Annotated in this window: 14 protein-coding genes; all 14 read right to left on the reverse strand. The window is 62.7% G+C overall.

The annotated features are described in order from the left end of the window. Window positions 1-73: 73 nt before the first annotated feature. The 14 genes from rpoD to trxA all read right to left on the reverse strand — a co-directional run bounded on the left by rpoD (window position 74) and on the right by trxA (window position 14,233). Complete coding sequence (rpoD, locus tag DGI_RS11530) at window positions 74-1,840, reverse strand: RNA polymerase sigma factor RpoD (RefSeq protein ID WP_021761245.1); 1,767 nt, start codon at window positions 1,838-1,840, stop codon at window positions 74-76. After that, window positions 1,833-3,686 (reverse strand): DNA primase, encoded by a 1,854-nt coding sequence (gene dnaG / locus DGI_RS11535; protein ID WP_021761246.1) that lies wholly within the window; start codon window positions 3,684-3,686, stop codon window positions 1,833-1,835. Before dnaG ends, rpoD begins: the two co-directional genes overlap by 8 nt. Before the next feature lie 3 nt (window positions 3,687-3,689). Then, window positions 3,690-6,098, reverse strand: a complete 2,409-nt coding sequence (locus tag DGI_RS11540) for an endonuclease MutS2 (RefSeq protein ID WP_027193109.1) — start codon at window positions 6,096-6,098, stop codon at window positions 3,690-3,692. A 16-nt stretch (window positions 6,099-6,114) separates the two neighbouring features. Continuing rightward, complete coding sequence (locus tag DGI_RS11545) at window positions 6,115-6,561, reverse strand: GatB/YqeY domain-containing protein (protein ID WP_021761248.1); 447 nt, start codon at window positions 6,559-6,561, stop codon at window positions 6,115-6,117. Between the two features lie 145 nt (window positions 6,562-6,706). Continuing rightward, a complete protein-coding gene (gene rpsU / locus DGI_RS11550) occupies window positions 6,707-6,907 on the reverse strand; it encodes a 30S ribosomal protein S21 (RefSeq protein WP_021761249.1) in 201 nt (66 codons plus the stop codon). Window positions 6,908-7,082: 175 nt separating this feature from the next. Continuing rightward, on the reverse strand, window positions 7,083-7,265 hold the full coding sequence (locus DGI_RS11555; RefSeq protein WP_021761250.1) for a hypothetical protein: 183 nt from the start codon (window positions 7,263-7,265) through the stop codon (window positions 7,083-7,085). 13 nt (window positions 7,266-7,278) lie between these two features. Beyond that, entirely contained in the window at window positions 7,279-7,551 is a 273-nt protein-coding gene (locus DGI_RS11560) for an HU family DNA-binding protein (protein ID WP_021761251.1), read from the reverse strand. 264 nt (window positions 7,552-7,815) lie between these two features. Continuing rightward, window positions 7,816-8,637, reverse strand: a complete 822-nt coding sequence (rsmA, locus tag DGI_RS18465; RefSeq protein WP_021761252.1) for a 16S rRNA (adenine(1518)-N(6)/adenine(1519)-N(6))-dimethyltransferase RsmA — start codon at window positions 8,635-8,637, stop codon at window positions 7,816-7,818. A 6-nt stretch (window positions 8,638-8,643) separates the two neighbouring features. Next, window positions 8,644-9,231 carry a DUF2062 domain-containing protein gene (locus DGI_RS18470; RefSeq protein WP_235619940.1) on the reverse strand — a complete coding sequence of 196 codons (588 nt, stop codon included), beginning with the start codon at window positions 9,229-9,231 and terminating at the stop codon, window positions 8,644-8,646. Between the two features lie 9 nt (window positions 9,232-9,240). Further along, the gene (gene fusA / locus DGI_RS11575) at window positions 9,241-11,280 is read right to left on the reverse strand and encodes an elongation factor G (protein ID WP_021761254.1); all 2,040 of its coding nucleotides are present in this window, start codon (window positions 11,278-11,280) and stop codon (window positions 9,241-9,243) included. A 14-nt stretch (window positions 11,281-11,294) separates the two neighbouring features. Further along, on the reverse strand, window positions 11,295-12,170 hold the full coding sequence (locus DGI_RS11580; protein WP_021761255.1) for a histidinol dehydrogenase: 876 nt from the start codon (window positions 12,168-12,170) through the stop codon (window positions 11,295-11,297). 54 nt (window positions 12,171-12,224) lie between these two features. Then, on the reverse strand, window positions 12,225-12,977 hold the full coding sequence (locus DGI_RS11585; RefSeq protein ID WP_021761256.1) for an outer membrane protein assembly factor BamD: 753 nt from the start codon (window positions 12,975-12,977) through the stop codon (window positions 12,225-12,227). 2 nt (window positions 12,978-12,979) lie between these two features. Next, window positions 12,980-13,891 (reverse strand): NAD(P)/FAD-dependent oxidoreductase, encoded by a 912-nt coding sequence (locus DGI_RS11590; protein ID WP_021761257.1) that lies wholly within the window; start codon window positions 13,889-13,891, stop codon window positions 12,980-12,982. A 21-nt stretch (window positions 13,892-13,912) separates the two neighbouring features. Beyond that, on the reverse strand, window positions 13,913-14,233 hold the full coding sequence (gene trxA, locus DGI_RS11595) for a thioredoxin (RefSeq protein WP_021761258.1): 321 nt from the start codon (window positions 14,231-14,233) through the stop codon (window positions 13,913-13,915). Window positions 14,234-14,374: the final 141 nt, after the last annotated feature.

The raw sequence follows: 14,374 nt of genomic DNA on the forward strand, positions 1-14,374 counted from the left end.
CCAATCGCGGGGGACATGTCAGCATGGAAATAGGCGGCCGTAGCCGCCTATTTCTGGACGCCGGCGCGGGGCCTCAATTCTCGTAATACGAACGCAGCACCTGGCTGCGCACGGGATGCCGCAGCTTGCGCAGGGCCTTGGCCTCAATCTGCCGGATGCGCTCGCGGGTGACGTTGAAAAGCTTGCCCACCTCTTCCAGGGTGTGGTCGCTCTTTTCGCCGATGCCGAAGCGCTTGCGCAGCACCTGCTCCTCGCGGGGGGTCAGGTCGGCCAGCACACTGGCAATCTGCTCGCCCAGCTTGGTGTTGACCACCTCTTCCGCCGGGGCCACGGCTTTCTTGTCCTCGATGAAGTCGCCCAGGCTGGAATCCTCTTCGTCGCCGATGGGGGTTTCCAGGGAAATGGGCTCCTTGGCGATTTTGAGGACCTTCTTCACCTTTTCCAGCGGATAATCCATGCGTTCGGCGATTTCTTCCGGGGTCGGGTCGCGGCCCAGCTCCTGGACGAGATAGCGCGAGGTGCGGATGAGCTTGTTGATGGTCTCGATCATGTGCACGGGAATGCGGATGGTGCGCGCCTGGTCCGCAATGGCCCGGGTGATGGCCTGACGAATCCACCACGTGGCATACGTGGAGAACTTGTACCCGCGCTGGTACTCGAACTTGTCCACCGCTTTCATGAGGCCGATGTTGCCTTCCTGGATGAGATCCAGGAACTGCAGGCCGCGATTGGTGTATTTTTTGGCAATGGAGACCACCAGCCGCAGGTTGGCGCGGATGAGCTCCTGCTTGGCCCGTTGGGCAATGAGGGACCCCTTGCGGATGCGCCACAGCACTTCTTCCAGATCCTGCACGTTGTGGCAGCACTTGGACTGCAGGCGATGCAGGATTTCGATCTTCCCGGATATCATTTCCTTGAAGGAGAAGATCTCCTCCACGGTCATGCCCAGTTCATCCGCTGCCGCCACGGGGTTGATTTCCCGCGCGTCCAGCTTCCGGAACAGTTCCTGGATTTCCACCTGCGTCTTGCCCACGGACAGGATGTATGCGGAAAGATCGCGCTGGCAGTTGTGCATCTGCCGCACATAGTCGCCCACGGTCTCGATGATGCGGTCGATGAGGGTTTTTTCCAGCTTGATGTCCCTGAGCCGGGTGACCACTTCTTCCTTGTAGCAGACGATTTCCTTCTGCACGGCCGTCACACGGCGATCCGTGCGGGCGCATTCATCCAGCTTGCTGTAAATCTTTCTCTTCTTCTTGAAGCACGTCTTGATTTCCTCCAGCAGCATGATGACCCGCGTGCGCTGGTTCATCTCGTCTTCGCTGGGGTCGTCTTCCTCGATGGTCTTGACCACGTCCTTCAGCTTCATGCGGTTGAGCTTCAGGTCCTCGCCCACGGTGATAATTTCCTCAATGGCCACGGGCACTTCAACCAGGGCAAAGAGGACTTCCAGCTCGCCGTTCTCAATTTTCTTGGCAATGTGTACTTCGCCTTCGCGGTCCAGCAGGGGCACGGCGCCCATTTCCCGCAGGTACATGCGCACGGGGTCTGTGGAACGGGAGGAGTAATCCGCACCGTCTTCATCTTCGGTCAAAGAAAGCTGGCCGGCTTCGTCGTCGGATTCCTGGGGGGCCAGGTCCATCTTTTTGCCGTCTTTCTCTGAATCGACGATTGCGATGTCCAGCTGGTCAAAGATGCCGATGATTTCTTCAATCTGTTCGGGATTGTTGATCTCCGACGGCAAGGCCTTGCTGACTTCCTCGAAGGTGAGAAAGCCATTGACCTTGCCCTTGGCGATGAGGGTCTTGATCTGCTGGATATCTTTGAGATTGTTAGCCATCATTCCTCCCGGAGAGCTCCCGTTCTCTGATTTCCTGGATCTTGCGCAGGGCGGCGAAGGAATCGTCACTGGTGCTGCAGCCCAGCTGCATTTTGAGCTGCGCGATGGATTCGGTATTCTTGTGCAAGGCAATCTGCCGTTTCAGTTCTTCAAGATTTGTTTCTCTGCTGATGCAGTACCCATCGTACTGCACCATGGCTTCGGCAAAGCGGGCGCGCTGCTGCGGCTCCAGTTTGTCCAGCAGGGCATCGGCCTGCAGGGGACATTCCGGCGTCTGCTGTCCGCACAGCTCGCACAACGTATTCCAGAGGGACACGGCCCATGGCGATGTAAGCAACACCGCCGCGCCCTCCTGCTGCAATTCCGGCACGGCGTCCGGAAAACACAAGGCAAAACGCATCAGCTGCTCCTCCTTGGAAGTGCAGATAGATGGCGTTTTGTCCGGCGGCGTGAAAATGCTTTCCTCACGCCTGTCTCCGCGTGCGCGGTCCCAGCGTTTGTTCCATGCGCCCTTGCGCTTTGTGTGTTGCGGGGCGTCCTCGCGCTCCTGCTGTGTGGAGAACTCACCCAGGGCCTTGCGGAAGGCACGCTCCTCCAGGCCCAGGCCTTCAAGAATCCTGGGCAGGTAATAGGCATGCTGGGCGGGGTCGTCCAGTGCTTCCAGAAACTCTTTGGCCCAGGCCACGATTTCCTTGGGCGATTCGGTCTCCCGCACCGCCGTCAGGCAGAAATCCAGCCCCGCATGGGCCTGCTGGCGCACGGCTTCCAGGGCGGCCGTGCCGCCGGCCTTGAGCAGGCTGTCTGCATCCTCGCCCTGGGGCAGCAGGGTGACGCTGCACCCCAGGCCCTTGAGCAGCAGCATGCGCGCCGAGCGCAGGGCCGCCTTGCGGCCGGGGGCATCGCCATCAAACAGCAATTCCACGTGGGATGCATAGCTGGCCAGCCGCGTCACCTGCTCCGGCGTGAGCGCCGTGCCCAGCACCCCCACGGCGTTGGCGTAGCCGTGCTGGTGCAGGGTGATGACGTCCAGATAGCCTTCCGTGAGCAGCGCTTTTTTGAACTGGTGGATCACCCGCCGCGCCTGGGCCAGGCCGAACAGGTGCTCCCCCTTTTTATAGATGGGCGTATCCGTGGAATTGATATACTTGGGGCCGTCCGTGCCATCGATGAGCCGGGCACCGAAGGCCACCACCTTGCCGCCGGCATCCTGGATGGGGAACATCAACCGGCCGCGAAACAGGTCGTACACCCTGCCCTGCTCGCTGCGTTTGAGCAGGCCGGCCTCCACACCCTCGTCCTCGCCAATGCCGACCTTGGCCAATGCCGTACGCAGGCCGTGCCAGCCGGGCAGACTGTAGCCCAGCCCGAAGGCGGCGACGGTTTCTTCGGACAGACCGCGGCCCTGGAGATACTGGCGACAGCCGGCGCCTTCCTCTGCGTGCAGGTTGGCCACAAAGTGCTCAGCCGCCAGACGATGCATGGTGACCACGCGACGCGCGCGATCCCGATCCTCCTTGGCCGCCTGCTCCGCGCCGGGATCGCGCCGGAATTCGTCCAGCTCCACCCCGGCCTCGCGAGCCAGCTGGGTCAGGGCCTCCTTGAACTCCAGACCATTGATCTTGGAGTAGAAGGAAATCACATCGCCCTTTTCCTGACAGCCGAAGCAGTAGAAGAATCCTTCTTCCTCGTTGACGGAAAAGGACGGCTTGGTCTCATGGTGAAACGGGCACGGCGCCACCCAGCGGTGGCCCATGCGCTTGAGGGGCACGTAGCGTTGCACCACGTCCACGATGTTCAACCGGGCCTTTACGCGGGCCACGGCATCGTTGCCAGTGGAAAATCCCATAGGTTACTTGAGCACCGCCAGGGTGACGCCGTCTCCGCCCTGCTCTTCGTTGGCCACGGCGAATTCCGCCACAGCAGGCGACTGGCGCAACCAGGCATGCACCTCACGCCGCAAGGCACCGGTGCCGCGGCCGTGCACAATCTCCAATTGGCTGTAATTTCTCAGCATGGCTTGATCCACACCCTCTTCCAGCTCGCGCAGGGCTTCCTCAGCCCGGCGACCGCGCACATCCAGCCGCAAACTGCCGATGGCGTCCTGCCTGGCCTGCTTGGGAGGCGCGGATGCCGGCTCCTGCCGGGCCGCCGCACCCCGTCCTGCCGCAGGCGAGGGCGGAGTTTCGGCCAGCCGCAATTCGGCCGGAGCCACCCACAGGGACACGCCGGACAAGTCCAGCTTTACCGCCCCGCGTTTGAGGTCCACATCCTCCACCACACCCACCTTGTTCCAGGGCAGGTAGCGGACCCGCTGGCCCTTTTCCAGATCTGCCGCGGCAAGGGCCTGCGAGGCCTCGGCCACTGGCTGGGCCGCCAGGGGAGTCTTGCCCTGCTGGACGATCTGCTTGCGGGTCTCGGCCAGTTCGCGCATGGCCTGCTTGTGGGCGACCTTGCCTTCCTGCCACTGGCGCATGATGGCCTGGGACTGCTTTTTCAGCTCGGCAAACAGCGCTTCCTGTTCCCGGGCGAGCTTTTCCCGCTGCTGGCGTTCCTTGTCCCGCAATTCCTTGCGGTCCCGGCGCAGGGTGTCCAGCTCCCGGGCACGCTCCACGGCCAGCTGGTTCAACCGGTCGATGAGGGACTGGGCATCCTCGCCGTCCAGCAACAGATGCTGCTCCGCCCGTTTGAGGATGACTTCCGGCAGGCCATGCTCCCGGGCCACATCCAGGGCCTGCGACGCGCCCACCTGATCCAGGCCAAGGCGGTACAACGGCTTTTTGGTGGCGGGATCGAACAGCACCGAGGCCGCGCGCACGCCCTCGGCCGCCAGGGCAAAGGCCTTGAGGGCCGGAAAGTGCGTGGCTGCCGCCCCCCAGGCCTGCCGCGCCACCAGCTCTTCCAGCACAGCCTGGGCCAGGGCGCTGCCCTGGGCAGGGTCTGTGCCAGCGCCAAATTCGTCCAAAAGCACCAGGGTGTTGGCGTCGATGCGGTCCCAGATGTCGCGCAGCCGGGTAATCTGGGCCGTGAACGTGGAGACGTGATCTTCCAGGCTCTGCTCGTCGCCAAGAAACACGAACACTTCGTCGAACCAGGGCACGGTGGACCCGGCATCCGCCGGCACGGGCAGCCCGCAGCGGGCCATGAGCGCGGCCAGGCCCAGCGTCTTCAGGCACACGGTCTTGCCGCCGGCATTGCCGCCGCTGATGACCAGGATGCGCTGCTCCTTCTCCAGCACCACATCCAACGGCACCACGCCGGACCGGGGCGTCTTGCCAGCACGGGATTCCGTCTTGGCGCGCGCGCCATCTTCCAGCACCAGCAACGGATGCCGCACCCGCCGCAGGGCCAGGGGCAGGCCCGGGCCGGTCTCCAGGGGCGTGGCGTCCAGGCGGGAGGCCAGCTCCAGCACGGCATGGCGGACGTCCATCTGCACCAGAAAGGCCGCGGCCGCCTTGCAGCCGGGCAGCTCGTCGCGCACCAGTCCGGTCAAAAAGCGCATCACCTGCCGCTCGGCCTCGCGCTCCTCGCGCTTGAGCTCCTGCACGGCGTTGTTGCGCTCCACCAGGAACATGGGCTCAAAATAGCACGTCTCGCCGGTCTGGGAATAATCGTGGATGATGCCCGGCAGCCGGTTCTTGAAGCTGGTCTTCAGGGGCAGGACATAGCGATCGGACGAGATGGTGATGTAGTCGTCCTGCAACCAGGGCGAAAGCTTGTGCTCCAGGATGAACTGCTTGGCCTTGAGGGTGCATTGCTGATGCAGCTTGCGCAGCTCCACCCGCACGGAAAAAAGCTCGGGCGAGGCTTCATCCTTGAGCAGGCCTTCGGCATTGAGACAACGCGTCAGCGCGGCGAAGGTCTTGCCCGGCCAATCCAGGGCAGCGGCTTCCTCGGCCAGCAGGGGCCAGGAGCAGCGGGATCCCGTCGGGGCGATGGCGTCCAGAAACAGCCGGCCCAGGTGCAGCACATCGCGCAGGGAGGAAAGCGCATCCAGATCCAGCACATCCGCCCCGCCACGGCCGCCCTCCAGCCAGTGGAAGAGGCCGTCCAGGGGCGGAAACTCCGCAGGACGCACCCCGGCCTGGCCGGCGAAGTCGCGCATCTCTTCGTGGATGGCGGCGGCGCGGGCCACAGCCTCCACGTCCGGCAGGGGGGCCAGGGCAAGACACGCCTCGCGCCCGGCTTCGGAAGCAGCAAAATGCGAGAGCCGCTCAAGCAGCTTGGGCAGCTCGAGCAGCGTGGCGGCGCGGCCGTTCATGAGCAATCCGCCTTGATCAGGGTTGGAGACGGGCCTTGACCAGGGCGGAAAGCGCCTTGCCGTCCACCTTGCCCTTGTGCTCGGCCATGATGGCCTGCATAACCTTGCTCATGTCCTGAACAGAGGCAACCCCCAGACGCGCGATGGTTTCGTCCACCACGGCCCGGAGCGCCTCTTCGGACATAGCCTCGGGAAGAAACGTCTTGAGTACGGCCAGTTCCGCCGCTTCCTTGTCGGCCAGATCGGCCCGATTGGCGGCGGTGAACAGTTCGATGGATTCCTGGCGCTGCTTGGCCTCTTTCTGCAACACGGCCAGCACGTCTGCATCCTCAAGCGGACGCTTGAGGTCCACCTGTTTGAGCTTGCAGGCAGTCTTGACCGCGCGCAGCGTCAGCAGCACAATTTCCTGCTTGGCCTTGTAGGCGGCCAGATATTCCTGTTCGATGCGTTGGGTGAGGCTCATGAAAAATCGCCTTCTTGACCGACGGCGCCGGTGGAACCGGGCCGTGCTGCATCGCGTTGGGCTGGACAGTGAGCAGGCGACACGACGGGCAACAAGCCGGGCGAAGCGCACACGCGCCCCACCCGGCCAATACTGCGTTTGCCGCTTAGGATGCGTTCATCTTGCGCATCTTCTTGAGCAGCCGCTTGCGGGCAGCCGCCTTCTTCTTCTTGCGCATGACGCTGGGCTTTTCGTAATGCTGCCGCTTCTTGAGCTCGGAAAGCACGCCAGCCTTTTCCACCTGCTTCTTGAAGCGACGCAGGGCAATATCAAAATGGTCGGATTCGTCGAGATACACGCCGGGCAAAGGTCATCACCTCCCTTGCAGGGCGATGATGTGTTCGCCCCTCATGTGGTAAGAGCGGCTTTATAGCAATGAAACAACATGTTGGCAAGCAGAATCGTGCCTGCCCGGCAAGAAAAGCAGCGCCGGCGAACTCGGAATCAAGCTGCCGGCGCTTCTGAAATGTGTGCAAGGCGGCCTAGTGATGCTGCGCCTTTTTGCAGAACCAGGTATCCCAGATGGACTTGAGCACCACGATGCCCACGCCAGTGCCGACAATGCCGAGCACAATATAAAGGACCCCGAAAAATACGACATGGTCGGGGGCCCACCAAGGAATGTCCCAGGGAAGCATGCTGTGGATGGATTCACCGTGCTGCATCATGATGGAGCTCCTACTTGATGGAGTCTTTGAGAAGTTTGCCAGGCTTGAACTTCACCACCTTGGAAGACGGGATGGTGATCTCTTCACCAGTGCGGGGATTGCGGCCCTTGCGTTCCTGCCGGCTTTCAACAAGAAACGTGCCAAAGCCGGTGAGCGTCAGCTTGCCATCTTTCACCAGCGTTGCTTCAACAGATTCCAGAAAGGCGTTCAAGGCCCGTTCCGCATTGGCCTTGGTCAGGTTCGCCTTTTCTGCCATTTTATCCACCAGATCAGCCTTGGTCATGAGACTACTCCTATCCTGGTTCTACCCTGGGGCTGCACATGCCGCCAGCGAAAAATTCCTGCTGCGCCAACCGCAGCCTGCTGCCATGCATGCGCGCACGCCCCCCGCCCTATGCCACCACCAAGCCGCGTTTTTCCTGCAGCGCTGACTCCCCCGGCAGGAAAAACGATTATCGTTCGGTGTCGTCGTGAGATTGCGCATGCCGCAACGGTGTTCGGCTTGGCGCGCGCAATGAAGTTCTAAAACAGGATTTTCCCTGCCAAGTCAAGGCGCAAAGCGCCTCCCCAGGCATTTTGCGAGGGTCAGGAACTGGCTGACAGCAAGCGTTTCCGGCCGCGCCGTCAACAGAATGCCATCCGCCGCCAGTATCCCAGCCACCGACTCGTCAATGTAACCCCTTAATATTGTACCCAATTGCTTGCGACGCTGCTGGAAGCACCGCCGCACCACCGCTGCCAGTTCTGCCGGCCCAGCGGGGGCAAGATCATGCAAATTCAAGGGTCTGGGCCGCAACACAATGACGCCGGAATCCACCTTGGGCCGCGGCGTGAACACCCCGGGTCCCACGGTGAAGGCGTATTCCACGGTGGCGAAGGCCTGCAGCCAGACCGTCAGCGCACCATATTCCTTGCCGCCGGGGGGGGCGACAATGCGCCTGGCCACTTCCTTCTGGATCATGAACACGGCACGCTCGAACCCCGGCGTCCTGGCGATGCAATCCCACATCAGGGGCGAGGCGACGTTATACGGCAGGTTCCCGGCGATTTTGAGGCCCGGACACGCCGCCCCCAATCGATCCCAGGGTGCCTGCATGGCATCCATGAGGACAACATCCACATCCGGATGCGAGGTCTTGAGCAGGGGGGCCAGCTCGCGGTCTTTTTCCAGGCAGATGAGCCGGCGCGGCGCAGCGGCGATCAGGTGACGCGTCAGGGCCCCCGTGCCGGGGCCGATCTCCAGCACGGTATCGTCCGGCCCGATTTCCAGCAGGCTGGCAATGCGGCGGGCGGTGTTTACATCGTGCAAAAAATGCTGCCCCAGGGACTTCTTGGCCCGGGGATGGGGGGAGGAAGGACGAATGTGCATGGCCGGTTATTCCAGCCCGTCTTCTTCGTGTTCGGCGTGCATGCGGCGCATGAGACGGGCAGCGCGGCGCTTGCGATAGCCCAGCACGGCGTTGAGCACCACCAGATAGGTGACCACAGCCGCAGGAATGCCCAGCACCACGCCGCCAGCGAACATGACGGCCAGAAACTCCACGCCCTTTTCCGCCAGTTCCTTGAGGGCCAGGTTGTGCGGATCGAACTCCAACCCTTCAAACGGGGTGATGAACTTCCCCACAAAAAACAGCATGGCATAAAACGGCACCATATTCGCGGGGTTGGAGATGAACGTGAACAGCCAAGCCGCGAATTTGTTGGCGCGAAAAATAAACGCCAGGGTGATGGCCGCCACGGACTGGAACGGGATGATGGGCAGAAACCCGATGAAGATGCCGATGGCCGCACCCATGGCGATGGAATGCGCCGAGGTTTTGAGCCGCAGGACCTTGAGCCAGGAATGGCGAAAAAACCGCTTGCTGCGGCTGTAATACGAGTGGCGACGAACAGCGCCGTTGCCATTGCTGGCAGAAGACGCGACCGGTGGGACGTCGTGATGCGGTTCTTGCATGAGTGCCATGATGGGCGGTCAGTCGAGGGTGTCGAACCGGAGGAACTGCATGGTCAACCCGGCCCGGCCCTGGGTGGCGGATCGCAGGGCTGTGGAAAAGCCGAACAATCGTCCCATGGTGGCCAGGCCTTGCACCACCTTCTGTCCCCCGCGGTCCTGAATATTTTCCACTCGCCCCCCCTTGGCGGCAAGCAGGCCGACAGCCTCGCCCACGTACTCGTCCGGCAGGGCAATCTCCACGCGCATGACGGGCTCCAGCAGGCGCGGCGCGGCCGTGCGCAGTGCCTCCCGCAGGGCGGCCTGGGCAGCCATGTGGAATCCGGGCGGTGTGCCCTGGCCATCGCGTCTGGCCAGTTCCGCAATGCGCACCTTGACGTCGCGCACGGGGTAGCCTTGCAGCACGCCGCTCTGCAGGCCGTCTTCAATGCCTTGGGACACAGCCTCCACCAATGGCTGCGGCCAGGCGGTGGTATCCAGCTCAAAGCGCACCACATTGCCGGCGCCGCGGGGCATGGGCTCCAGGAACAAGCGCACCTCGCCGGCGTGGCGGATGTCCCCCAGTTCCCGATCGAACACCCCATGCCCTGCCGCCGAGGCCGTGGCGGTTTCCGTATGCAGCACCTGGGGCGTGCCGGCCCGGGGGGAAATGCCGAACTCCCGTCGCATGCGTTCCAGCAGGACATCAAGATGCAGCTCGCCCATGCCGGAAACCAGGCGCTGCCCGGTCTCCTCGTTGATTTCCAGGCGCAGGGTGGGATCCTCGGCCAGGTACTTGTCCAGGGCCTCGTCCAGGCGGGCGCTTTCGTCGGCATTGCGAGGTTCCAGGGCCATGGAGATGACCGGCTGGTACTCCGCGATGCGCTCCAGGACGAGGGGATGCTCCTTGGCGCAGAGGGTGTCCCCGGTTTTGGCGAATTTGAGGCCCATCACGCCCACGATTTCCCCGGCCACGGCCTCGCGGCGTTGCTCGCGATGGTCTGCATGCAGGTGAAAAATTCGCTGGGCGCGCTCGTCCTTGTGCTGGATGGCGTTGAACACCGTGTCCCCTTCGTGCAGGGTGCCGGCATACAACCGCAGCAGAGCCAGCCGATGGCCGGATTCCACCTGCAGCTTGAACACCAGCGCGGCCAGGGGCGCGGTGGGGGAAGGATCGCACTGGATGGTCTGATTGCGGACCGGGTCAACCCCCTCGGCCTGGGGGACCTCCAGGGGACTGGGCAGGTAGGCCACCACGCCATCCAGCAGCGGTTGCACCCCGATGTTGCGCAGGGCCGACCCGGCAAACACGGGTGTGAAACGCCGCTCCAAAGTGCCGGCCCGGATGAGGGCCTGCAGCCGCGACAGCTCCAGCGGCTGGCCGGCCAGGTAGTCATCCAGCAGGGATTCATCCGCCTCGGCCAGGGTCTCCACCAGCCGCTCCCGCCAGGGCAAGGCCAGGGCCAGGGTGTCGTCGTCCAGGGGGAGGCGCTGCACCTGCTCGCCCCTGGTTGCCTGATCGAACACCAGAGTCTGCATGCCGACCACATCGATCACGCCGCGCAGATCCTGCTCGTGTCCCCAGGGAATCTGGACCGGCAGCGGTCTGGCCCGAAGGATGGTTTCCAGCTGGCCCAGGACCAGGGAAAAATCTGCGCCCGGCCGGTCCATCTTATTGATGAAGGCCAGTTTCGGGATGGCGAACTTCTCGCTCTGCCGCCAGACGGTTTCGGACTGCGGCTCCACGCCGCCCACGGCGCAGAAGACCCCCACGGCGCCATCCAGCACGCGCAGGGAGCGTTCCACCTCGATGGTGAAGTCCACGTGGCCGGGGGTGTCGATGAGGTTGATGGTATGGTCGTGCCACTGCACCGTGGTGCAGGCCGAGACGATGGTGATGCCTCGCTCCTGCTCCTCGGGGAGATAATCCATGGCGGCGGTGCCTTCATGGACCTCGCCCAGGCGATGGATCTTGTGTGTATAATACAGGATGCGCTCGGAAAGGGTGGTCTTTCCGGCGTCAATATGGGCGATGATGCCCAGGTTGCGCACCCGTGCCTGGGCGGCGGCTCGTTTGGCCATGGCCAGCCGTCATCCTATCCGATGACAATGCGGCGGGCGGCAAAAAAGGCATCCGGCGTCAGGCCGGGCCACAGCCACAGGCCCAGCGCCTCTTTGGAACAGGCGAGGTGCGCCGAGGTGGAGATCTCCTTGATTCGCTCTTCCGGAGCCAGGGCCAGGAACTTGTCCACTTCCTGGAAGGCGTCGAAGTCGTCGGGCCCGCGATGCACGCCGTCCGGCAGGGAGGCCGGCGGGTTTCCCCAACAGTACAAGGCGGCATCGTCCCCGAAGAGCCAGCGGAGATCGTCCAGGGAGAAGGTGTCTGGATCGTCAAACCAGCAATGCACCTCAAGGGCGTCCGCATTGATGGTCAGGAAGTCTGCAATGAAGGTGCAGCCCGTCTCCAGGGTGATGAAGGCGCCCCACTGGCCGGCTTCTTCGAGAATGGCCGGCAGATTGCGGAACTCCTGCATGTCGAGATCCAGGCAGGTTTCCACGCCAGCCAGCTCCAGCGCAGCCAGCACGGCCGGGGAAATGGCCGACTCGGCTGCGGGGGCGTCAGGCTCGGCGTCCGGGCGCAGGCAGACCACCAGAATTTCCCGCACGCCGGCCAGCTGGGCCGGCACAATGGCTGCCAACAGCCGGGAGGGGCTGGAAAAGCCGGGGGGCAGCGTCACCACCAGGGTATCAAGCCGCAGCTCCCACACGATGGACCGCATGCCCGTCTCCAGGGCCGAGGCCGTGGACCGGTTGCTGACCCGGCGCTCGCCCAGCAGGGCATGCAGCCGGGCGATGGTGGATTTGAGCAGCGCCCGACGATGCGGCACCGTCTCATGGTAGGCGTCCGCAAAGGCCTCGTCGGATACGAGACGCTCCTGCATCCAATCAGGCAGCATGACAGATTCGAGCATTCTGGCCCCTCCCCTACTACATTGCGGTTCCGGCAACACCACGGCGACAGACGATTAGAGCCAGGAGAAGTATTCGTCCTTCCAGTGTCCCTGTTCCTTGCGCCGGAATTTTTCCGACTGGCTCTGCTGAAAGCGCAGGTAGGAAAGCTCGGATTGCAGCTTGGCATACTCCACAAGCTCCCCCTGCTCCTTGAAATTCTCCATCACGAACTGGTACCGCCTCCAGGCGCCGCCGTACTGCTCGGTGCGGAAGTAGAAATCCGCCACAAACAGCTCGCGCTTGCACAGAATTTCCCGGCATTCGGCAATGAGTTTGACAGCTTCCTGCGCATACGGCGAGTCAGGATGCTGCTCCACCAGTCGCTCCAGGTATTCCATGCCCTCGGCCACCGGCTGTTGCGGGAGGTCGATGCTGGTGAAGGTGCTCAACCCGGAACGACCAATCTGGAACAGCACATACGGAATTTCCGAATGCCTGGGATGCAGATTTTCGAATTCGAGGTAAGCCCCCATGGCTTCCAGGTATTCCTTGTCCAGGAAGTAGGCATCGGCCAGCGCCAGCTCCGCTTTCACCGTGTACGGGCTGAAGGGGAAACGATCCTTGAGCTTGGTGAAACACACGGCCGCGGTGTAGTAGTCCGTGGCGTTCATGGCGTCTGTGCCGGCCTCCCACAATTCCTGGGCAGTGTCCTCGGAAACGGGGAGATAGAGCGTGTCGATAATCCCGCACCCGGCGAGACCAGACACGCCTGCCAGCACGACCAGCGCGAACAGGGCCGCGCGCAAACGCAAAACAGGGTGGCGCATAGTTATCCCAGATAAAGCTGGACGGAATGTGCTGCCGTGGCGCCATCGCCCACTGCAGTGACCACCTGGCGGCACAGTTTGGCGCGGGCATCACCAGCGGCAAAGATGCCTTCCAGATTGGTACGCATTTCCACGTCGGTGTGAATGAATCCATCCTTGTCCACATCAAGGGTCGGCGGCACGAATTTGGCCTGGGAGGCGAACCCGATGAAGACGAACATGGCGGCTACCGGCAGGATGGACGAATCGCCGGTTTTGACGTTGGTCAGCTTCAGGCCCTCAAGCTTGCCCGTGCCCACCAGGTCATCCACCACTGTGTTGTAGATGATGTTGATTTTGGGATCGGCGATGCAGCGATCCTGGAAGCAGCGTTCCCCGCGAAATGCGTCGCGCCGATGGATGAGGTGCACTTTGCTGACGATTCTGGAGAGATACAGACTCTCCTCCAGCGCCGCATTGCCGCCGCCCACCACGGCCACTTCCTCGCCGCGATAGAAATTGCCGTCGCACAAGGCGCAGAACGACACGCCCCGCCCGACGAATTCCTCTTCCCGGGACACTCCCAGCCGCTTGTACGCCGCGCCGGAAGCGATGATGATGGCCCTGGCCTGAAGCCATTCATCCCCAACCAGGATCCGATGGCGGCCCGGCTCGGGTTCCATGGCGCGCACTTCGTCCCGGAACAAATCGTACGGGTACTTGCCCAGATGGGCATGGAAGAGGTCGGCGAGTTCGTACCCTTTGATGCCGTTGGGGAACCCGGGATAGTTCTCGATTTCCTCGGTGAGCAGGGTCTGCCCGCCGTGGGAGAGCTTCTCCACCATGGCCACCGAGGCGCCGCCGCGCAAAAGATAGAGGGCGGCTGCAATCCCCGCAGGACCGCCCCCTATGACAACGCAGTCATAGCTCTTCATAATGCCTGCTGCGCGTAATGGTTACAGCGCTTTGGACTGGAGCATTTCCTTGATGCTGCTCTTGGACACAGCGCCGGTAATCTGCTCCACCACTTCGCCACCCTTGAACAGGATGAGCGTGGGGATGGCGCGAATGCCGTACTTGCTGGGCGTGGCGGGGTTTTCGTCCACGTTCATCTTGGCAATTTTCACCGTGCCGGCATATTCCTGCGCCATTTCATCGATCACCGGACCCATGGCACGGCAGGGACCGCACCAAGGGGCCCAGAAATCAACCAAAGAAGGCAGATCGCACTTCAACACTTCTTCTTCGAAGTTTGCGTCGGTCACCTGAAGGGCCATGATTTTCTCCTTCGACGGCAAATGGTACTTTCGGTTGTGCGGAGGCGAAGCTCCAGCATCACAATGGACTATGGCATGCGCCAGCGGCGCGTGTGCACCTTGCGACCAGACTGCAACCTAGTGGCAGGCGCATCCCGTGTC

The sequence above is a fragment of the Megalodesulfovibrio gigas DSM 1382 = ATCC 19364 genome, assembly GCF_000468495.1.
GTDB lineage: Bacteria > Desulfobacterota > Desulfovibrionia > Desulfovibrionales > Desulfovibrionaceae > Megalodesulfovibrio > Megalodesulfovibrio gigas.